This window comes from Planococcus sp. TJ-201 (assembly GCF_058268495.1).
Genome location: NZ_JBZDOG010000012.1, coordinates 1 through 20,008 on the forward strand (window position 1 = coordinate 1; position 20,008 = coordinate 20,008).

23 protein-coding genes are annotated in these 20,008 nt (G+C 51.6%); 22 read left to right on the top strand and 1 reads right to left on the bottom strand.

All coding sequences use genetic code 11. The annotated features are described in order from the left end of the window. Nucleotides 1-140: 140 nt before the first annotated feature. Nucleotides 141-686 carry a site-specific integrase gene (locus AC4EG4_RS18205; RefSeq protein WP_490988590.1) on the bottom strand — a complete coding sequence of 182 codons (546 nt, stop codon included), beginning with the start codon at nucleotides 684-686 and terminating at the stop codon, nucleotides 141-143. A 238-nt stretch (nucleotides 687-924) separates the two neighbouring features. On the opposite strand from AC4EG4_RS18205, the gene terL reads away from it, so the two are divergent. From terL to AC4EG4_RS18315, 22 genes are all read left to right on the top strand, one after another. Next, nucleotides 925-2,592, top strand: a complete 1,668-nt coding sequence (terL, locus tag AC4EG4_RS18210; protein WP_490988591.1) for a phage terminase large subunit — start codon at nucleotides 925-927, stop codon at nucleotides 2,590-2,592. 24 nt (nucleotides 2,593-2,616) lie between these two features. Beyond that, nucleotides 2,617-4,191, top strand: coding sequence for a portal protein (locus AC4EG4_RS18215; protein WP_490988592.1), 1,575 nt, complete (start codon nucleotides 2,617-2,619; stop codon nucleotides 4,189-4,191). Nucleotides 4,192-4,205: 14 nt separating this feature from the next. Next, nucleotides 4,206-5,072, top strand: coding sequence for a phage minor capsid protein (locus AC4EG4_RS18220; RefSeq protein WP_490988593.1), 867 nt, complete (start codon nucleotides 4,206-4,208; stop codon nucleotides 5,070-5,072). 91 nt (nucleotides 5,073-5,163) lie between these two features. Beyond that, on the top strand, nucleotides 5,164-5,892 hold the full coding sequence (locus AC4EG4_RS18225) for a phage scaffolding protein (RefSeq protein ID WP_490988594.1): 729 nt from the start codon (nucleotides 5,164-5,166) through the stop codon (nucleotides 5,890-5,892). 64 nt (nucleotides 5,893-5,956) lie between these two features. Further along, the gene (locus AC4EG4_RS18230; RefSeq protein ID WP_490988595.1) at nucleotides 5,957-7,045 is read left to right on the top strand and encodes an SU10 major capsid protein; all 1,089 of its coding nucleotides are present in this window, start codon (nucleotides 5,957-5,959) and stop codon (nucleotides 7,043-7,045) included. Nucleotides 7,046-7,109: 64 nt separating this feature from the next. After that, nucleotides 7,110-7,328 (top strand): hypothetical protein, encoded by a 219-nt coding sequence (locus AC4EG4_RS18235; RefSeq protein WP_490988596.1) that lies wholly within the window; start codon nucleotides 7,110-7,112, stop codon nucleotides 7,326-7,328. 13 nt (nucleotides 7,329-7,341) lie between these two features. Beyond that, nucleotides 7,342-7,737: a hypothetical protein gene (locus tag AC4EG4_RS18240; RefSeq protein ID WP_490988597.1), complete on the top strand. Its 396-nt coding sequence runs from the start codon at nucleotides 7,342-7,344 to the stop codon at nucleotides 7,735-7,737. Beyond that, nucleotides 7,737-8,057, top strand: a complete 321-nt coding sequence (locus tag AC4EG4_RS18245) for a hypothetical protein (protein ID WP_490988598.1) — start codon at nucleotides 7,737-7,739, stop codon at nucleotides 8,055-8,057. The genes AC4EG4_RS18240 and AC4EG4_RS18245 overlap by 1 nt, the downstream gene beginning before the upstream one ends. Beyond that, entirely contained in the window at nucleotides 8,057-8,476 is a 420-nt protein-coding gene (locus AC4EG4_RS18250; protein WP_490988599.1) for a hypothetical protein, read from the top strand. Before AC4EG4_RS18245 ends, AC4EG4_RS18250 begins: the two co-directional genes overlap by 1 nt. Beyond that, nucleotides 8,464-8,967: a hypothetical protein gene (locus tag AC4EG4_RS18255; protein WP_490988600.1), complete on the top strand. Its 504-nt coding sequence runs from the start codon at nucleotides 8,464-8,466 to the stop codon at nucleotides 8,965-8,967. The genes AC4EG4_RS18250 and AC4EG4_RS18255 overlap by 13 nt, the downstream gene beginning before the upstream one ends. Nucleotides 8,968-8,985: 18 nt before the next feature. Further along, nucleotides 8,986-10,026, top strand: a complete 1,041-nt coding sequence (locus AC4EG4_RS18260; protein WP_490988601.1) for a phage tail sheath subtilisin-like domain-containing protein — start codon at nucleotides 8,986-8,988, stop codon at nucleotides 10,024-10,026. A 13-nt stretch (nucleotides 10,027-10,039) separates the two neighbouring features. Further along, nucleotides 10,040-10,465, top strand: coding sequence for a phage tail tube protein (locus AC4EG4_RS18265; RefSeq protein ID WP_490988602.1), 426 nt, complete (start codon nucleotides 10,040-10,042; stop codon nucleotides 10,463-10,465). Between the two features lie 97 nt (nucleotides 10,466-10,562). Beyond that, complete coding sequence (locus AC4EG4_RS18270; RefSeq protein WP_490988603.1) at nucleotides 10,563-10,934, top strand: phage tail assembly chaperone; 372 nt, start codon at nucleotides 10,563-10,565, stop codon at nucleotides 10,932-10,934. A 23-nt stretch (nucleotides 10,935-10,957) separates the two neighbouring features. Next, a complete protein-coding gene (locus AC4EG4_RS18275; RefSeq protein ID WP_490988604.1) occupies nucleotides 10,958-11,110 on the top strand; it encodes a hypothetical protein in 153 nt (50 codons plus the stop codon). Nucleotides 11,111-11,846: 736 nt separating this feature from the next. Beyond that, a complete protein-coding gene (locus tag AC4EG4_RS18280; protein WP_490988605.1) occupies nucleotides 11,847-13,214 on the top strand; it encodes a phage tail protein in 1,368 nt (455 codons plus the stop codon). A 287-nt stretch (nucleotides 13,215-13,501) separates the two neighbouring features. After that, nucleotides 13,502-13,894 (top strand): LysM peptidoglycan-binding domain-containing protein, encoded by a 393-nt coding sequence (locus AC4EG4_RS18285; protein ID WP_490988606.1) that lies wholly within the window; start codon nucleotides 13,502-13,504, stop codon nucleotides 13,892-13,894. Continuing rightward, nucleotides 13,894-15,819, top strand: coding sequence for an XkdQ/YqbQ family protein (locus tag AC4EG4_RS18290; protein ID WP_490988607.1), 1,926 nt, complete (start codon nucleotides 13,894-13,896; stop codon nucleotides 15,817-15,819). Before AC4EG4_RS18285 ends, AC4EG4_RS18290 begins: the two co-directional genes overlap by 1 nt. 12 nt (nucleotides 15,820-15,831) lie before the next feature. Next, on the top strand, nucleotides 15,832-16,173 hold the full coding sequence (locus tag AC4EG4_RS18295) for a DUF2577 family protein (protein WP_490988608.1): 342 nt from the start codon (nucleotides 15,832-15,834) through the stop codon (nucleotides 16,171-16,173). Beyond that, nucleotides 16,173-16,601, top strand: coding sequence for a DUF2634 domain-containing protein (locus AC4EG4_RS18300; protein ID WP_490988609.1), 429 nt, complete (start codon nucleotides 16,173-16,175; stop codon nucleotides 16,599-16,601). Before AC4EG4_RS18295 ends, AC4EG4_RS18300 begins: the two co-directional genes overlap by 1 nt. Next, nucleotides 16,602-17,672 carry a baseplate J/gp47 family protein gene (locus AC4EG4_RS18305; RefSeq protein WP_490988610.1) on the top strand — a complete coding sequence of 357 codons (1,071 nt, stop codon included), beginning with the start codon at nucleotides 16,602-16,604 and terminating at the stop codon, nucleotides 17,670-17,672. 25 nt (nucleotides 17,673-17,697) lie between these two features. After that, nucleotides 17,698-18,345 carry a putative phage tail protein gene (locus AC4EG4_RS18310; RefSeq protein WP_490988678.1) on the top strand — a complete coding sequence of 216 codons (648 nt, stop codon included), beginning with the start codon at nucleotides 17,698-17,700 and terminating at the stop codon, nucleotides 18,343-18,345. Continuing rightward, nucleotides 18,342-19,907, top strand: coding sequence for a hypothetical protein (locus tag AC4EG4_RS18315; RefSeq protein ID WP_490988611.1), 1,566 nt, complete (start codon nucleotides 18,342-18,344; stop codon nucleotides 19,905-19,907). Before AC4EG4_RS18310 ends, AC4EG4_RS18315 begins: the two co-directional genes overlap by 4 nt. Nucleotides 19,908-20,008 lie beyond the last annotated feature (101 nt).

The window sequence follows — 20,008 nt, forward strand, 5'->3', positions numbered from 1 at the left end:
TTTTCACTTTGACTTTGCGCAGCCACACGCAGCCTATACGATTATAACACGATTTCACCACGAAATAAGCGTCCTAGCCACCGCGGAAGGTATTCGTACCCTCTCGGTGCCAGAACGCTTATTTTGCGGTGATATCAGCGTCACAGGTTAACGCCTTCATATACGCAGGCTATGTCGTCTGCTGTAACGCCTATGTAACGCAATGTCTGCGCAACCGACGAGTGGTTAAACACCGCCATGAGCAACGTAATGTCAGCGCCACCTTGATACGCATGGTAACCGAACGTCTTACGCATCGAGTGGCAGCCAATCGCGCCGTACTTCGCCAGCAAGCCCGCCCGATCAGCGGCATCGTTCAATATACGGTACGCCTGCACGCGGCTAAGCGGTTTGCCTGTGCGCGGGTTGGCGAACAAATAGGCGTCGGGCTTCGTGCCAGCCGCCAGCACCTTGACCGCCTGCTTGACGCTCTTATTAAACGTCAGCCGTTTGCGCTTGCCGGTCTTTTGCTCGGTGAAGTCGATAAAGTCGCGGCCTACTACGTCGCGCACACGTAATTGCAACAAATCGCTAATGCGCAGGCCCAAGTTAATGCCTAGCGTAAACAAAAGCTGGTCGCGACCGTGTAGTGAGCGTTTCATGCGGTTAATGTCGGCTTTACTTTTTATCGCTTGTACTTCGTTCATCGGTATAACCCCGTTTCATAAGTTTTATTATGTTACATCGAGTATACGACGTATTTAACGCAATGTCAACACGTAACTTTATACGCAATACATAACGCAACTATAAAACGGAAGGGAGGCGGTCGTTATCGCCTGGTTAAGTAACGCATGGCTAGACCGCCCGGCCCGCCAAGCCCGCATCGACGAACTCACCGCAATCATCGACTACTTAAACGCAGAATTTCCGGTAACAGACGACATGCCCGACGACTTAACGCTGCAGTACTTCGAAGTGGCGCAAGAACTCGCCCAGCTAAACCGCGTGCACCGCTGTGAGATTGACCAGCTCGAATTTGCGCTCGAGTATTTCAGCGACGCACGCAACCCCGGTAACGACGGCAACTGGGAAGGCTTCGACGTTACCCACGTTGACGAGGCGCCAGAGTTCCACCGAGAGCTAACCGGAATGATGAACGTTGTTTCTAGCGAACAAATTAACGCCAAGATAGCGGCTGCGGCGCCCAGAAGCCACAGCAAGAGCACATATTTAAGTAAAAATTTCCCTGTTCACCAAGTCGTTTACCGCCTGCGTAAGTACATCATTATTATCTCCGAAACGCCGAACGTATCGAAAGCGAATATGGAGTGGATACGCAATCAGTTGAAATTTAACGTTAAGCTGCGCCAAGACTTCGGCCCGCTGTTGTCACCACGCGATCAGGCGAACCTCACCGACAACTCGGAGGAATTTATCGCATGGCACGCCGGCGAAGGCGACTCCAAACGCCAACTCACGCTAGTACAAGCGGCGTCTACCGGCCAAGCGCTGCGGGGACGTAACTGGAACGGAAGCCGGCCTGACCTTATTGTCTGCGACGACCTCGAAGACGCACGCCCCGGCGGTAACGCCTCGACGGAAGACCAACGCATGAAACTGCGCGAGTGGTTCAGCCAAACGGTTATGCCGCTAGGCGATCCGAAGGGCAAGCGTACGGCGTTCGTCGTCATGGGCACCACCGTACACTGGTCATCGCTACTAATGACGATCTTACACAAGCGTTCGGATTTTATGTCGCGTGTTTATCGCGCCATTATCGACGAGCCGACTAACGGCAAGCTATGGGAACAATGCCGCCAGCTCTACGTTGACCGCGACAACCCAGACCGGCTGGCTGCGGCTGATGCGTTCTACTACGCAAACGAGGCGGCCTTGCTTGAAGGGTCGCGCGTTCTATGGCCGGACGTTCAGCCGTTATATAAGCTGATGCGCTGGAAATGGGACAACGGCAGCAAGGCGTTTAACACCGAGTACATGAACAACCCGGTCGACGAAGAATCGCAAGTGTTTTCGCCATCGACCTTTACGTATTGGACGGACAAGAACGAGATAGACCCCGATCAGATTCGCCATAGTTCGAAATACGACGTTAGCATGGGCGTCGATTTGGCGATGGGCAAGCAGCGCGGTGATTTTAGCGCAATTAGTGTAATCGCGAGGCACCGCGTAACTGGCGTTGAATACGTAATTGAGTCCTACGGAGAGCGTATTAAGCCAAACATCTTTATCGACGAAGTGGTCAAGAGAGTAATCAAGTATGAACCTCACATTATTGCCGCCGAAGCCAACAATGCGCAGGAGTTTTTTGTTGACGCTGTAAAAGAAGCACTCGAAGCCGCCGGCTATCCGGCCGGTACCCGCGTCAAGAAGATATACTCACGCTCGAACAAAGAGCTGCGGATGGAAGCAATGATACCCGACATTGAGTCCGGCAAGCTTCGATTCAGCCGGTCGCACGCGTTACTTATTGAGCAGTTTGAACGGTATGGAAGCGGTGAACATGACGATTGTATCGACGCCACTGAAATGGCGAAGTCGGTACTTAAGAGAATGGCGATTCAAGCGGTGGTTAAACCTGCTTGGATGTAAATAGGATGAAAAGGAGGCGCTACCGTGCCGTTATTTGAAACAGGCGGACAGTTTCCGCCCGAAGATCACATCGAACGCATTGCGAAATACAAACGCATGAAGAAATTCTTCGAAGGCAAGCAACTCGAAGTATACGACCGTGCCAGCGAGTTATTAAAAGATTCGCCGCAAGCACCACAGCTTGAACGGCTGTACATCGCGATTAACTTGCCGTACTTACTGACGCTCAAGCCAGCCGATTTACTCGTTGGCGATCGGCCGATCTACGAGGCAGGCTTACCTGACCGATCACCTGAACAACAAGCGCTCAACAGCTATGTTGAAGAGAACGACTTGAATACGTTGATTTACGAAAGCGCCACGTCGAACGGCTATCGAGGCGACTCATTCGTCAAGGTACGTTACGGCTATCGCCAAGACTTCAGCGAAGTACAAGAGGCGCTGTCGCCAGACGACTTTGACACGTATATGGCCGACAAAACAATGGAACCGATCATCGAGCACGTACGCGCTGACTGCGTATTTCCTGAAACAGCCGTCGGCAACGTCAAGCAGTTCAAGGCGGTTAATATCGCCACAATCGAGTGGGTCGAAACGGCCAAGCGCGAGGTGCCGTTCTTAAACGTCGAGCGCCATGTACCCGGCTTCATTATTTACGAACGCTACCGCTTGCACGAACGGCCTGAAGTCGGCGTGGTTACGCAATACGGCGTACCGGTCACAACGTACACAATAGGCGAGCAGTTGGCGTCTGGACAAGACGTTGAGTCAACAGGTTTGCCACACATTCCGGTATTCCACATACCGTATACCTCAGTCGATGACGACTGGCGCGGTCAGGGATTCGTCGAGAAAATCACTAGCTCACTGCAGGCGTTGGAAGACCGCATCGTGCAGCTTGATTACATTCTATTGAAACACGCAGACCCGACTCTATACGGGCCGGAGTTTAATAGCGTTGGAGGTAATAGCGTTTCGTTAGGCGGTATTTACATCCCTATTACGAAGGAAGACGCAACGCCGGGCGCCATTACATGGAACGGTCACCTTGAATCGGTGTTTAAGGAAATCGACTTACTACTTTCGTATATCTACCAAATGTCGGAAACGCCGCAGTGGCTATTCGGCACAACGATTAGTGGCGGCGGTAACGCAGGCGGATCGGGCACATCGCATACAGACGGCGCAGGCATTAAAGCGCGGTTCATGCCTATCCTGTCGAAGGTAAAGCGCATTCGAAACCACTACGACAAGGCCGTTAAGGACGCGCTATGGACGTGCTTCTTATTCGACAAGCAGTTCGGTGAATACGACGGTGCTGACATATATCCGACGATTCATTGGAAAGACGGCTTGCCGAAGAACGAGAAAGAAGAAGCCGAAATCGCGCAAATTCGCACCGGCGGCAAAGCAACGCTCGCTGTCCAGGACGCAATCAAACGCCAGGACGAAGTGGACGACGACAAGGCGCAGGAAATCATGCGACGAATCGCCGAAGACGACAAAGAAGCGTTCGGCACCGTAGACGCCTCGATATTTAACGCACCGGTAGCGCCAGTTGCCGAAAGTCCCGTCGAACCTGTTGCGGACACTGAGTAAGGAGGCACAGCGCAATGGACTTACGCGAAATACCTAAACCATCGTTTGACTACGACGTTAATCGCGTTGTGGCGCAATACGAAAAGGCATTGGCCGCGATACAGCTTGAAATTGCGAAGTATGACATTAGCGACGTGCGCCGCGCGAACGCGATAGCTACTGCGGCGTCGATCGGCAAAATACTCAAGAAGCTCGACGTCGACGTGTCCGAAATTATCGAGGAAATTATACCGACGGCAGCTACATTTGGCGCAGCACAGGCGATGGTATCACTCGGAGTTGCGGCGACGTTACCCGAAGCCAAGGCGCTCGTTAAATTCGGCACACTCAACAGTACGCTGGTTGCTGCGGTTATCGCCGACACGCAAGCGGACTTGCTGAACGTTACGCAGAACGTAGACAAGCGAATTAAGACGTCAATGCGCACCGTAACGGCGGAAGTCATGCGCGAGAACGCAGCGAAAGGTGTTAACGCGCCACGCGGCGTGAGCGCAGACATTCGCGACAAGTTTCGAGGCGTTATCGGCGAAGGCGCTGACACAGCGATTATTGATGCGGCTGGTCGGCGCTGGAAGCTAAAGGCATATACCGATATGGTCGTGCGCACGAAGATGATGGAAGCGCACAAAGAGTCGACGATTAACGAAGCGGTTAGTCGCGGTGCTTTGTACGGAGTTATCAGCTCGTACGGAGCGACGGACGCTTGCGCTAATTACGAAGGCAAGATCGTCAAGCTGGCGCGCGAGGCTGACGGTGATTATCCGTACGTTGGCGACTTACCGCGTAATGAAATCTTCCATCCAAACTGCCGTCATCAAGTTACGCCAGTTCGACGCTTAGACCGGTTGTCGCCGCGACTTAAAGAACAGAACGGATTATAAACCGCAACATGACCGAACGTTTACGTCTTGAAACTGCAACGGCGAACTAAAATCCATGGGACACGCTACCTCACAGCGGTGGAGGACGATTATGACAAACGACCTATTACGCTTAAACTTACAATTCTTTGCAGACGAGCAGCCGCCAGAAGCGCCAGAGCCGACGCCAGACGGGTCAACACCCGATGAGCCGGATTTAAATGCGCCAGAAGGCGAACCTCAGACGCCGACAGCCGAGAAATTACTGACGCAAGCCGAATTTGACGAGGCGCTGAAGAAACGCCTTGAACGCGAGCGAAAGAAATTCGACGGGTATGACGAATTGAAAACGAAAGCGGCGCAGTACGAAAAGGAACTCGAAGAAAAGCGCCTGGCGGAACTTAGCGAGCAAGAACGCTTTCAGGAAATCGCAAAGAAATACGAAGAAGAAAACCAATCGTTGCGTCAGACATTAGCTGAAACGGAATCAAAAGCGAAGCAACAGGCGATCGCATCCGCATTCACAAGAACAGCAACCGCACTTAACGTAGCTTACATCGACGATGCGTTTAAGCTCGCAGATTTAACCGGCGTAGTGGTCGGAGAAGACGGACAAGTCGAAGGTGTGGAAGACGTAGTAAAAGCGCTCGTTGAACAGCGCCCGTACCTAGTTGCGAAAGTAGCACCGAAGCCAGTTGGCCAACCGAGTAATGGCGACGGAGAACGTACGGACAAAACGAAAGAACAGTTACTAGCGGAAGCAGCAGCGAAGTATAAGCGGTCAGGTAAAGACGAAGACATGGCAGCCTATTCGAAGTTGAAGCGCGAGCTAGGAATGTAAGACGTCGGCATATGGCCGGCTTTTTTTAATACAAAAAAAACAAACTCAAAGGGGATAAACTAACATGTCTAAAATTACTTCAGGTGAACTAGTAGGAAAACGCGAATCGGTATCGGATCAAATTCTATTGTTGGACGAGCACCAAACGCCACTATTAAACGTAATAGGCTTCAGCCAGCCGGTACAGCAAGTCGAGCACCAATGGTTTGAGGACGAAATGTTCTCTGACGAATCAGCAGTAGTCGGCGCATCTGACGCAGCGGCAACTTCTATCACGGTTGCAGACGCAGAACCATTCGCACCAAACACTGTCGTTAAAATCGGCGAAGAATTGCTATTAGTAACAGCGGTTGCTGATAAAACGTTGACAGTACAACGTGGCTACGCTGACACGACTGCAGGCGCTATCGAAGACGGCGCAGTTGCCGAGTTCCAATTCGTAGAAGGCGAAGAAGGCGCGGACGCACGTAAAGCTCGCTACAAAGCACGTAAGCGTAACTCGAATATCACGCAAATCTTCGACGAAACAATCACGATCACGGGTACAGCAGCAGCAGTTGCGAACCACGGTATCGACGACATCTACGAATACGAAAAAGCAAAAACGCAGAAACAATTGGCGCTGCAGCTTGAAAAAGCGTTGATTAACGGCGTTAAGTACGAGTCTACAGACGGCCTTGTTCGTCAAATGGGCGGCGTGCGCAGCTTTATTAAGACAAACGTTATCGAAGCTAACGCAGCATTGTCTGACGAAATGATTAACGACGCTATGCAGAAGATGTACGAGCGCGGCGCATTCAACAGCGGCGGTAATTTCGTAATCATGGTTGGCGCTAAGCAGAAACGTGCTATCTCTAACTTCGGCAGCGCTGCAATTCGCATTGACCGTGCTGACAACGGCCGGGGTAAAGTTGTAGATTACTTCGTATCAGACTTCGGCAACGCTGAAATCGTATTGAACAACAACCTTGCGGCTAACGAGCTATTCATCGTTGACACTAACCGTATGGCAATCCGTCCGTTGGTTGAACGTAACTTCACGCACGAATACCTTGGTAAGCAAGGCGATTACTACGCTGGTCAAATCGTCGGCGAATTTACGCTTGAGTTCCACCAAGAAAAAGCACACGCACGCATTAAAAACTTGGTATAAGCTACGCAATAAATTAACGCTCGTCGTGCATTGCCGGCGGGTTTTTCTTATGGAGGTGTTTAGATTGGCAACATTCGAATCAAAATACGCAGGATTCGGCTTTTACGCTGGTGGCGCAATGAAGACGTTTAAGAACGGCCGTTACGTAACGGACGACAAGGACGAAATCGCAGCGCTTGAAAAATCAGCGGACGCAAAACGCGTCGACAAGCCGGCACCACCCGAACCGAAACAAGCGGAGGACGCGAAACCGGCAGCCAAGCGTAAGCCCTCCGCAAAATAAGGAGGCGCGTTAAATGACGCTATGGAATCTCGAAGAAGCTACCGACTATATCACGCTGAACACGCTGGACAACGAAGACTATATTGACGCCGACGAAACGCGCAAGCAGGCGTTAATGAACGTGGCCAGCCGAACGCTTGCACGCAAGTTTACGAACGTGTTAATACCCGCCGAAGCGGTTTACCTGTTTGCGGCAACCCTTGCGTCAGCTTATAACGATACGAACAAGCTGCAACAGCAGGGCGTCGCCGGGTTCTCCGTTAAAGGCATTTCGTTTACCTTCAAAGACTGGGCGAAAAAAGGCCTCGACGCGTTGATACCCGAAGAGGCGATCGAACTAATAAACGACGCAAATCCCGAAGCCAACTTATCGACAAACCCGGTTGTTAGAACGACGGTGATCGGCTGATGGCGGTATTACCGTTAAAACAAACCGTAACTATTATACGCGAAGGCGCTCAAGACGAGTGGGGCAACGGGGATGCACCGACTATGTTCGAAAAGAAATGCCGCATTGATGAAGGGGCGAAGATTGTAGCCAGCGCACAGACGGCCGACGAAGTAACAAGCTCGGCGTCGATACTGTTCGACAAGTTGCTCGAAATTCGCCTAACCGACGTCATTGTATACGTTGACGACAACGGCATTAGCCGCACGTACCGCCCGATCGCAGTAAACGTTATCCGGGGTCTGAACGGCAAGGCAATGCTGACGGAGGTGAGCGTGTAATGGCAGACGCATTCCGTGGGGAGTTGCAGCGGTTCATTCGCGCGCTTGAAGAAATGCCACGCGCAGTTGATGCCGGCGGCGCCAAGGCGTTGGACGACATCAAAGACGACTGGATTCGAGAGTCGCGCGACGTGGCGCCATTAGATACGAGTAACTTACGCAATCAAATTAGCGGTGAAATTACGAATAACGACACGTTGGTTGTCTCGGCCAACGCCGTGAACCGTGGGCGCTTTAACTACGCACATTACATTCACGAACAAGACGCCGGAGGCAGACAGTTGAGAACGTCGGGAACGATTAAAAAGTTCCTGGACGTGCCGGCTGAACAGCGCACAAATACGTGGCTCGATTGGATCGAAGAAGAGGTCGGCGAAGAGCTGCGGCAGCAGGGGGTGGTTGTCGAATGGCAGCGATAAAGGACGACATTCTAGCGCTACGCACATTCGCAGCAACCGTTTTGCCGGAAGCTACGAAGTTCTACTTGCAGGACGTTCCAGAAACACCGGCCACTGGCGCACTGGCGATTCGGTTGGCGAATCAGTCGTCGCAAGACTTGTCGGCGCTACACGTTAAGGTCGAGCGGCTTTACCAACTTATTTACTTCGGCAAAACGAACATCGACGTCATTGACGCGGTGGACGCACTAAGCCGTAATTTTTCAAAACAAACGACACTCGGCACTGGCGCAGGGCATCTAACGCTCGGCGCCTTTTCGATGTCGCAGCCGTTCAAGACGGAAGGCGGTATACACGCAGTTATCTGCGTATTGCCCGTTTCGTTCCACGACAATCGCGACAAACCGGTTTATCCGAAAGTCGACCGAGTGGAAGTCGGACTCACTACGACTGATTACGCCGACGAAGATCGCTACGAATTTACGCAAATCATTACGAAACCAACGCAATAAGAAGGAGTGACGGAGGATATGGCAGGACAATTTGACTCAGCTAACTTACCGATTCGCCCAGACGTTTACATCAACTTTGTGAACGCAGCGTCGGATCAAATCGCTGGTGGGGTGCGCGGAACAGTCGCAATTCCATTAACGACGTACACAGGAACGGCTGACGAAGCGCAGTTTTACACAATCACGGCCAATACGCTAACTACCGCCAATGCTTTATTTGGCGAAGCTAACGTGCAGCCGGTTCGATTCGCGCTGCAGGCAGGCGCTAAAGAAGTGCTTGTCTATACGGTGCCTGACGCAGGTCTTTACGAAGACGTGTACACGGCGTTTGAAGCCCGCCCATTCAACGTGTTCGTATTCGAAGACGAAGTATCGGCGACGGAACAAGACGCAGCCCTCGCATGGTGCGAAGTCAACCGCGAAGAAGGCAAGCACTTTATGGTCGTGTTTGGCGGATCAGCGGCGGACGATCAAGACAGTTCTGTCGGAAATGCACGCACGACTCGCTTGCTCGATGAATACGCGGTCAACTTAACTGTTGGTGTCGTCATTGGCGATACGTCGTACTCAAGCGGCAAGTTTGCGCCGTATATCGCAGGCTTAATCGCAGGCACGCCGATCAACGCCTCGATTACGTTCACAGAGTTACCGGTCGCAGACGTTACCAAGCGCTTGCGCAACAGCGAAATTAAAGCAGCGCTCGAAGCCGGCTCGCTTGTATTAACGCATGACGGCGACAGTGTGCGCATCGAACAAGGTTTGACCACATCCGTCAGCAAGATTCGTATTCAGCGCGCTCGCCAAGCGGTTAGCACCGACATTACGAAGACAGCCCGCCAAAGCTACATCGGCAAGCTCGACAACAGCGAAGCCGGTCAGGTGACGTTGATTAGCGCTATCGAAGCGTACTTGCGCGGCTTAGCAAACGACAACGTGCTCGCCGACCCGGCAGTAGCGCTAGATTCAACGCGTGAAAGCGTCGGCGACAGCGTGTTCTTAGCGGTTAGCTACGTAGAACTAGATTCGATGGAACGTATTTTTATCACAATTAACGTATAAGGAGGCCGCATAAATGTTAGATTCGAAAACAATCGTAAACGGTACGTTCTGCAAAGTTTACCACGACGGCCAATGGCTGTTTAACGTAACCAGCGCAGAAGTTTCCGTCGCAATCAGCAAAGAAGAAGTAGCACGCGCCGGCACACGTTGGTTAGGCGACAAAGTAACGACATTGAAAGGCGAGGGGTCGTTCACCGGCTACCGCGTCAACAACGAGTTACTTTCACTAGTCGGACAAGTACAGCGAGGCGAAGGCACATGGGCGCCATTCGTGACGGAGCTAGTCATGGAAGTAAACGACCCGGAAAGCCCGGACGCCAAAACGTTCATTACGTTACAGAACGTCAATTTCGATAACGTGCCGTTGCTGAACTTCGAAGTCGGCTCACTTGTCGAAGAAGAATGGAACTTCACGTTTAGCGGTTACAGCCGTAAATAATCAATGATGCGCCTCTTAGTCGGGGCGCTTTTCTTTTTAATAGCGAGCACAACGCGCGAGTGCTTGCGAAAATACGAACCTCAAAGGATGGATTAATTTGACGAATAAAGCAAACGCATTGGACGCATTACTAACGGCAGAGCTAGAGACGGTCGAAACGGTACACATTAAACGCTTGGGCGTCGATTTCACGGTCAAGGCGATTACGAGCGATCAACTAAACAAAATCAACGAACAGGCAAAAGGCCCGAACGGTAAAGTCGTCGAGTCCGACATTAACGGCTTGCTAGTATCTGCGGCTTGCATCGACCCTGACTTTAAAGACGCAGGATTACGCGAACGCTATGACGCAGTAACAGCGGCCGAGGTCGTAAACAAAGCGCTATTAGCCGGTGAAGTCGTAAAGCTGACGCAAACCATTATGGAGATCAGCGGATTCACTGACGATACGGCGAAGATAAAAAACTAATAAAGTCGGGCGGCGAGGCGTATTTGCTACACCGCATATTCCAGGAACATCACATTCCGCCCGACGAAGTTTACGCGAAAGACATACGTCACCGCATGTTCATGTATGCGAGCGAAGAGCTTGTTATGGAAGCGGAAGAAAAACAGCGCCGAACCGCTGACAAGCGCAAAGCGTAGAAAGGAGAATACGTAAATGGCGTTTGATTTAACGGCAATATTAAACTTGCAAAATAACATGAGTGACTCGCTTCGACGAGCTATACGCGATCTCCAAACCACGTCGACAAATACGAATAACCTGACCGACAACACCAGCAAGTTAGGCGACACAGCGAAAAGAGTCGGCGGTATCCTAGCCGGAGCCTTCGCAATCGACAAAATCAAAGACCTCGGCGTCAGCATGATCGAGTCAGCCGGTGAAGCTCGCGCAATGGAAGCTCAGTTTTCGACGGTGTTTGGCGACATGGAAGGTGCTGCATCCGATAAACTCAGCGCTATCGGCACTGAGGCGACGATCTTAGAGAACCGGATGAAAGGTAGCTTTACGAAGATTGCAGCCTTCGCTAAGACCGGCGGTATGGATACGGCCGATTCGCTTGACTTAGCCGACCGTTCCATGCGAGCAGTAGCCGACAGCGCTGCGTTCTACGACAGGTCGCTCGAAGATACGACGGAGAGCTTGCAGTCATTTTTGAAGGGAAATTTTGAGAACGATAGTGCTTTAGGCCTATCTTCTACAGAAACGACTCGAAACGCGGCTGCCAACGATCTCTACGGAAAGTCTTTTAAAGAACTATCGGAAGCGCAGAAGCAGCTAACGTCGTTACAGATGGTTGAGGACGCCAACAAACTAACCGGCGCAATGGGTCAAGCAGCACGCGAAGCCGACGGCTGGGAAAACGTTGTTGGTAACATGAAACAATCGTGGACGGACTTTAAAGCAGTCGTCGGTGTTCCGTTACTAGACGTAGCCATTGACGGCTTGCAACGAATGAGTAGTTCTGTCGCAGGCTTCAACGCGCAGTCAATTGCGGACGGCTTGCAGCGCTCCATCGACAAGTTTTTCGAATTGAAAGACGCGGCAATGCCGACGATATTACTGATTATCGCAAAAGCACGCGAACTTGCGACGGTAATTAAAAACAACTGGGAGCAGATCATAGCGACGGTAGCTGGCGTTGGTGCAGCGTTTATCGCATTCCGCGGCATCGTAGTTAGCCTATTAATTATCGGCAAGCTCAACCACTTACTGCGACTATATCGCGTAGGTATGTTAGGCGCCGCAGCAGCCACGGCAATCATGAACGCAGTCGGGGCGATAAACCCATTCGTATTAATTGCGCTTGCTATTGGCGCAGTCGTCGGCGTACTTGTCTACCTCGTACGCAACACCGACTGGGCGCGCGAAGCGTTTGACAAAGCGTGGGCGGCACTGAAGACCGGCGCAACCATCGTCATGGAATGGCTGAAACCGTATATCGCAACGACAATGGAAACGGTCAAAGCGGCATTTTCTTCGGTGGCAGCGTTTATCGGCGAAGTCATGCCGTTGATTCTAAAGATCATTCGCGGCGTGTGGGCGATTATCGGGCCAATCTTTACGCACAACTTGCGCGTTATTTGGGAGTTCGTGCAGTTAGCGTTTAATACGATTGTCAACGTAGTTTCGGTAACGCTGAACAACGTCATAAACATCGTTAAGACAGTTTGGGGCATCGTGTCCGGGCTGTTCACCGCGGCGTTGCAGATTTTAACTGGCGACTTTTCGGGCGCTTGGGAAACGATGAAAGACACGCTGTCTACGGCGCTATCGAATATCGGCGAGACTATTACGGAGTGGATCGGCGGAGCAATCGACATCGGTAAGAATTTCGTCCAAGGCATTATCGACGGCTTTCTAGGCGTTTGGGATTCGCTACTTTCGACAGCCAACGATATTTGGGACTCCGTAACAGGTATCTTCGATAAGAAACAAACGGTCAACGTCGCAGTCAATCGTTCGGTAAGAACAGGCGGCGTAGGCGGGCCTGCTAACGTAGATGGTTCGCATTACAACGGCTTAGACCGCGTGCCTTACAACGGTTATGTGGCGAAGCTGCACAAAGGCGAACGCGTCATGACGGCAGCCGAGAACAAGTCGTATTCAGACGGAAGCAGCGGCAACGTCGTTAACTTGACGGTTCACTACAACGGCGGTCAGAAGCTAGACGAACAGGAAATGGACAGATTTACGAATTACTTAGTTAAGAATATCGCGGCAGCAGCGGCAGGAGGTGCGTAATGGCAGGCAACGTCGAATTTTGGTTATCGTTTAACAGCGGAGCAGAGAAGATACGCCTGCCCGTCAACCCCAGCTCGATTAGCGTTGGTTCGTCCTTCGGACTGACCGACGTAGCTGTATCGCAGTTGGGCGAGGTGTCGATCTTCGGTAATCGCGGGCTAACGGAACTTTCGTTTAGCTCGTTCTTCCCGCGCACATACAATCCGTCCTACTGCGAGTACCGCAACTTCAAAGAGCCGTGGCTTATCGTCGAAACAATCGAACGATGGCGCGACTCGAAGAAGCCTATGCGGCTAATCGTAACGGGCACACGCATCAACTACGCAGCTACCATTCGCGACTTCACGCTTGACGTAGAACGCGCCGGCAATATGGGCGATATTTACTTCTCGATGAGCTTAAAGGAATACCGGTTTATCGACTTGCGCGTGCAACGTGTGAACGCCGGAGCAGCATCGACCGGCAGCAAGAAATCAACGCCGTCACGACCGCCTGTACCGAAGACGCCAGCCAAAGGTGCGAAATCACACACGGTTGTGCGCAATGACACGCTGCAAAAAATCGCTAAGAAATACTACGGATCAACGGGCGACTGGCGCAAAATCTACAACGCCAATAAGAAAACGATCGGCGGCAACCCGAACGCAATCAAAGTTGGCCAGAAGTTGGTGATTCCGTAATGGCTACCGATTATTTCCAAGCGGTCTATAACGGCAATCGGCCGGCAATCAACGTGCAGATGTACGATGGCCAAAACATTACGCATCTGGACGACATCACGACGGGCGTTACGATCAGTGGCGACGTTGCGCAGGCTTACCGCAAGTGTGAGCTCAGCGTTAACAACTCCGTCGACGGCCTCGACCAGGCGTTCTCGTTTACGTTGGGTCAAGAGCTTCGCGTGTACGACGGCAGCGACGAAATCTTTCGCGGGCCTGTGTTTGTATACAACGCAGACGATCGCGGCACAGGTAGCGTTGTGGCATACGATTATAACTACTACTTAACGCAGGTAACGGCCAGCTTGCGCTTCGAAGGCAAGAAGGCGTCGCAAATCGTGTCGAAGTTGGCAGGCATGTTCGGCATTGACATCGGTACGCTAACCGACACCGGCTACGTTATTCCGAAGCACATTTACCGCGACAAGTCGATTTACGACATGATGGTCATTGCGTTGACCGAGACGGAAAAGCGCAACGGTCGCAAGTTTTCGATTATAAACCGCTGGGGGCGCCTTTACATAAAAGAGCGCAAGGAACAACTCACGCGCGTGGTTATCGAAAATGGTCGTACGATGCTGTCGGCAAGTTATTCGAAATCGAACGAAGAACGCAAGACAACCGTCAAGCTGGTCGGTAAATCGACGTCGGGGCAAATCGAGTCGTCAGCCAGCACGCCTGAAAACGTCAAGGCTTACGGAACATTGCGCCACTATGAAGCGATTAGCGACGTCATGAATAAAACGCAGCTAGACGGTATTGCCCGCAAGTTATTGGCGGAGCTCGACGTAACGAAGGAAGAATACAGTATCGAGGCGCTGGGATTGCCCGACGTCATTAGCGGCACGGCGATTGTCGTCAATGACCGCATGTCCGATATGTACGGCGCTTTTTATGTCGACCAGGACACGCACACTTATGATGCAGCCGGCTTACACACGATGTCGCTGAAGCTGTCGCGCACGCTCGATATACCGCGCGAGGACTACGAAGAACCCGAAACCGCGAAGTCTAATTCGTCCAGCGCGGGCGGCACTACCACCACAACAACGACCGGCGGCTTGCCAAGCGGCGACTACCAAAAAGGCTTCGTTGCAACGGCGTATGATCCGGGGCTTGGCGGTATTAACGCCAACAGCGACCCAAGCAACACGGCGACCATGACGAAGCCAACCGCTGGCCGTTCCATTGCCGTCGATCCGCGCGTTATTCCTTATGGTTCCGTTGTGGCTATCCGCGTACCGTCCATGCCGCAATATAACGGCTTGTACTTGGCGGAAGACACCGGTGGTGCCATTAAGCAGAAACGCATTGATATCGTAATCAACGGACGCACAGCGGCGATGAACTTCGGACGACGCAACGTAGAAGTGGCGATTATTGAACGAGGCAAAGGCCCGGCGGACTCGCGCGCGAAATCGAAGGCTTGGTCGAACTACGAGTCGAAGTACGCAGTCACCAAGACAACAGTCACGCCAGTATCGGTAAGTACCGGCGGTGGCGGCGGATCGAAACAAACGAAAGTTGTCGCAGGCGCACGCAAGTACCTCGGCAAGCTCAAGTACAGCTTCGGTGGCGCCAATATTCCGGGCGGCTACGGAGATTGCTCGTCTTACACGCAGTTCATTTTCCGCACATACGCAGCCACATCGCTGGGACGCGACACACTGTCGCAAATCCGACAAGGCTCGCAGGTCGACAAGAGCGCAGCACAAGCGGGCGATTTGGTGTTCTTCCAAGGCACCTACCGCGCAGGCGTCTCACACGTCGGCATCGTCACAAAGCCCGGCATGTTCATCAACTTAGCCGGTGGCGGCTGTTACGAAGCGTCGTACGTTAGCGGCTACTGGGCGAATCATTACATGCAAATCAGACGCGTACTATAAGGAGGCGGCACAGTGGAAAAACGCACAAACTTAACCGGCGGCGACCCCGCCAAGCTCGTACAGCTTATGCGCAACATCGGGCGCAACGTCGATGTTGACATCCAACTCGGTACCGTCACTGCACCGCCTCCTGCCATCGCGGTTGCATTAGACGGCGATGGCATTACGGTAACTGCGAGCGACTTAATTGTTGCCAACAGTCTGACGGAGCATGTTCGCCAAGTGTCATTTGAAGGGGGCGGCACGATGTCGCTAACTATGCAAGCGAGCCTAACGACCGGCGATCGTGTGATTGTCGCCTGCATGGACGATAAAATGCAATACGTCATACTCGACAAGGCGGTGACATACTGATGGCATTAACGCCTGATATTTACAGATCGCCCGAACTCGCTGAAATTGAAGCCGAAGCGGTCGAGCAACAGTTCGAAACGCCGAAACGTACCTGGCGGCTAGACTTCGAGCGCGGGCGCATTAGCGAACAAATTACGGACTTCGAGGCGCTACAGCAATACGTTCGAAAAGCGTTGGCAACGGCACGGTCGCGGTTTTTAATCTACACCGACGACTACGGCTGCGAGCTGCGCGACCTTATTGGCGACGACGTAACGCGCGGCTACCTCGACAGCGAAGTGCCCCGCATGGTGCGTGAGGCGCTTGTTTATCACGAATATATTAACGACGTAACCGATATTGTTTACGAATTGGATGGCGACAAGCTGAGCATTTCGTTTTCCTTAGATACGATTTACGGCGAAGCAAGAACGGAGGTGTTGGTGTAAATGTACGAAAATAGATCTTATACGGACATTCACGCGGAACTATTGGCGAGTATTGGCGACGATATCGACAAGCGCGAAGGCGAAGTTGCATTCGACTTAACTGCGCCGGTTGCCATGTCGGGTGAATCGCTATACGTTGAACTCGACTCGGTGCTGGCGTTGGGCTTTGCCGACACGGCTGCAGGCGATTGGCTCGAACGGCGCACGATGGAACTCGGCGTCGAACGCAAGCCAGCGGAACAAGCAAGCGGCACGGTTACGCTTTCCTACGACGGTACTATCGAAGTGCCCGCCGGCCAACGCGTTGTGGCGCAGCTTGAAGACGGCCCTGTTTATTTCACAACGCTAGAAGACGTATCACTCGATAACAACGCAGTGGACGTCGGCGTACAGGCAGAACTAGGCGGCGCTAATGGCAACGTGCGACCCGGCGCAATTGAGTCGTTTGCGGAAGGATCGAACTACTTCGGCTCGGTGTCGGCTACAAACGCACAGGCGTTTAGCGGCGGCGGTGATATCGAAGACGACCTATCGCTACTAAGCAGATACTACGCTCGAACACAACGCCCGTCGACGTCAGGTAACGCTTCACATTATGAACAATGGGCGCTGGAAATTGCGGGCATCGAACGCGCGCGAATCTACCCAACGTGGGCTGGCGGAGGCACCGTTAAAGTAGTCGTCCTGTCGACGGAAGGGCGCGCGCCTGACGCCGAAAAAGTGGAAGAAGTTGCGGCTCATATCGAAGAAGAACGCCCTGTCGGTGCGGCGGTGACAGTTGTGCCTGCGATAGAACAGGCGGTAGCAGTTGCGGCCACCTTGACGCTGACAGAAGGCGCAGTACTTGACGACATTCAAACGTCATTTGCCGAAGCCTTTTCGGCTATGCTCGGCGCACAGGCGTTTGAGGACGACATTGTCCGATACAGCCGAATTGCCACGTTGCTACTCGATCAGCCAGGCGTTATTGATTACGCCAACTTAACGGTTGACGGCGGCACAGCCAACGTGGTACTGACGGGCGACGAAGTGGCAGTGGCGGGGGCGGTGACATTCGATGTGGCAGTCTAATCGACGACAAATTATGTTCGACGCTATGCCTGGCTATTATCGCGAGAACACCGAAGCGGCAGCTATTGTAAACGCCCACGCCGAGCTACACGATCAGTTATACACCGATACACAAGACGTTTTAGCGCAGTTCTTCGTTGAGTCTGCTACGTGGGGGCTGGCGCATTGGGAGCGTATATTTGGCTTGGGTACCGACGCAGCAAAACCGCTGGCAGAACGCCGATCGGCTATTTACGCAAGAATGCGCGGTGTTGGTACTGTGTCTAAAACGATGATTAAAAACGTTGCCGAGTCGTGGTATGGCGGTGAAGTTGAGGTTATTGAGGTAGCGGCTGAACACCGTGTGATAATACGATTTGTTAGTTCGTTAGGTATTCCGCCAAACCTCGGCGACGTCGAGCGCGCGTTGCGGCTATTATTGCCGGCGCATTTACTGCTTGAATTCGAGTTTAAATTTGCGACATACAACGACGTTCGTACGTCTTACGCCACGTATGACGACATTATTGCGGCTGAACTCAACTACTACGGCTTGATGGGCGAAACGTCCAGTGGCACGATTTACAATACGTTCGACGACTTGAAGGCGGCAGGCATTACGTTTGACCAACTTCGAGCAAGCGGCATTTCGATGAGTAGTATTACGTTTACGAATCTAGGAGGGCTTAAATGACGACGAATAAACTAGGATTACCGGAAGTCGCCGGATCAATGGCGGCAGATGTACCGCTGGTTGTCAACAACCTGGCGCAAGCAATCGACGCAAAGACGGGCGTAGCCGGAGGGCTTGCGCTGCATGACGACCTGGCAAACGCCGGCAGCGTTACAGTCGAAGATTTAGCGTTGAAAGCGGACGTTACTTCATTAGACGAAGTTACCGCGCTATTGGCAGAAACGGGAGAGCGCATAGACACGCTATATGACTTCAATCGTTACGGAAAAATAAAACTTCCTGATGACTTTCCCAAAGTATTGCCTTTTGACCTGTACCGAGATCATGACGGCATCATCAAACATACGCTTAATTTTGATAACTTTGAATTGAACGCTGGACACATTCATTTAAAAGCGTATGTCGGTAGTGAAGCAAATAACGGGTTAACGGAAGCAACGCCTGTACGATTATTAAATGACGCAATTACAAAAGCCAACGCCTTACCTCAAGAAACAGTTATCATTCATCTGTATGATGATGCTATCGATCACTCAAGAAGTGGTGCTGTGTATTCTTATACGCTACAAAAAAATCTAATCTTCAAATCACATGCCCCTAGCGGTAGAACGGCTTTCTTTGGTGGTTATCGTATGAATGCACAAGCATGGACGCAAGATGGCACTGCTTATTATGGTAACGCAGTACCTTTTTCACTCAATATCGCCTTTGACGGGAAGTTTAAAGACTACAGAGGAATACCGAAGAAAATGAAGATTGTCGGAAGTATTCAAGAAGCAAAGGACACGCCCAACTCTGTATTCTTTGGAGCCACACAGACCTATATTCACACGCTGGATAATCGCTCACCAGATTCTTCCATCATGCTGTTACAACAGCAATCATTTGCGTATGTCTTCAATCTAAATAACAAGCGACTTGTCATGCGCGACATCCATTATGTGTTCAATGGAGGTTCAAATGCGTTGAGGGTTAATGGATTAGGTACAGATGCTAATGACGTAAGCGAGTTTTATTATGAGAATTGCGTATTTACTCAATCGAAAACGAATGGTTTAGCGGTTGTTGGGGTTCGGGATTGTTATGGTTTCGATTCAACTGCATTTGATACAGCATCAGACGGTTTTAATTATCATGCGTTATCGCTAACCAACGCTGGAAATGAATTTGCTTTCGAATATCATTGTGAAGCGTTCAATTGTGGGAATCCTGGTGACTCCACAATGAATGCAACGACAGCTCACGAGGGTATGACAGTCTTACGGGTTGGCTCTGTTGGCTACGAATGTTACGGGCCTGTCTGCGCAGATGTAAACGGGTGCTATAGCGTCAATATCGACTGCACAATGTACGATTCCTTACGACCAACGTTCCGTACTCGCGCTGGATTCTACTTTGATGAATCAGGTGAACCATTAAGACAAGGAAAGGTTTATCTGATTAATTGTGCTGGCGGAGGAAAGGACACATGGACATTTAATACAGACGGAAATGTTGATTTATACATTCAGCAAATGAAGGGTATTAACATCCCGGCTGATATTCCGTTTACGGTTTTATAGAAGTTTTGGCAGAAACGTCCTTCCCCGGACAATAATTTGAAAATATATTGATAAAAGATGCAGGTTTCCTCCCTAAATTTGTCGAAACAGGATGAGAAAGG

Bases quoted from the DNA above. Each gene is read 5' to 3' on its own strand.
- AC4EG4_RS18205 (WP_490988590.1), bottom strand. From the start codon at position 686: ATGAACGAAGTACAAGCGATAAAAAGTAAAGCCGACATTAACCGCATG.
- terL (WP_490988591.1), top strand. From the start codon at position 925: ATGCCCGACGACTTAACGCTGCAGTACTTCGAAGTGGCGCAAGAACTC.
- AC4EG4_RS18220 (WP_490988593.1), top strand. From the start codon at position 4,206: ATGGACTTACGCGAAATACCTAAACCATCGTTTGACTACGACGTTAAT.
- AC4EG4_RS18225 (WP_490988594.1), top strand. From the start codon at position 5,164: ATGACAAACGACCTATTACGCTTAAACTTACAATTCTTTGCAGACGAG.
- AC4EG4_RS18230 (WP_490988595.1), top strand. From the start codon at position 5,957: ATGTCTAAAATTACTTCAGGTGAACTAGTAGGAAAACGCGAATCGGTA.
- AC4EG4_RS18240 (WP_490988597.1), top strand. From the start codon at position 7,342: ATGACGCTATGGAATCTCGAAGAAGCTACCGACTATATCACGCTGAAC.
- AC4EG4_RS18245 (WP_490988598.1), top strand. From the start codon at position 7,737: ATGGCGGTATTACCGTTAAAACAAACCGTAACTATTATACGCGAAGGC.
- AC4EG4_RS18250 (WP_490988599.1), top strand. From the start codon at position 8,057: ATGGCAGACGCATTCCGTGGGGAGTTGCAGCGGTTCATTCGCGCGCTT.
- AC4EG4_RS18255 (WP_490988600.1), top strand. From the start codon at position 8,464: ATGGCAGCGATAAAGGACGACATTCTAGCGCTACGCACATTCGCAGCA.
- AC4EG4_RS18260 (WP_490988601.1), top strand. From the start codon at position 8,986: ATGGCAGGACAATTTGACTCAGCTAACTTACCGATTCGCCCAGACGTT.
- AC4EG4_RS18265 (WP_490988602.1), top strand. From the start codon at position 10,040: ATGTTAGATTCGAAAACAATCGTAAACGGTACGTTCTGCAAAGTTTAC.
- AC4EG4_RS18280 (WP_490988605.1), top strand. From the start codon at position 11,847: ATGAAACAATCGTGGACGGACTTTAAAGCAGTCGTCGGTGTTCCGTTA.
- AC4EG4_RS18285 (WP_490988606.1), top strand. From the start codon at position 13,502: ATGCGGCTAATCGTAACGGGCACACGCATCAACTACGCAGCTACCATT.
- AC4EG4_RS18290 (WP_490988607.1), top strand. From the start codon at position 13,894: ATGGCTACCGATTATTTCCAAGCGGTCTATAACGGCAATCGGCCGGCA.
- AC4EG4_RS18300 (WP_490988609.1), top strand. From the start codon at position 16,173: ATGGCATTAACGCCTGATATTTACAGATCGCCCGAACTCGCTGAAATT.
- AC4EG4_RS18305 (WP_490988610.1), top strand. From the start codon at position 16,602: ATGTACGAAAATAGATCTTATACGGACATTCACGCGGAACTATTGGCG.
- AC4EG4_RS18310 (WP_490988678.1), top strand. From the start codon at position 17,698: ATGCCTGGCTATTATCGCGAGAACACCGAAGCGGCAGCTATTGTAAAC.
- AC4EG4_RS18315 (WP_490988611.1), top strand. From the start codon at position 18,342: ATGACGACGAATAAACTAGGATTACCGGAAGTCGCCGGATCAATGGCG.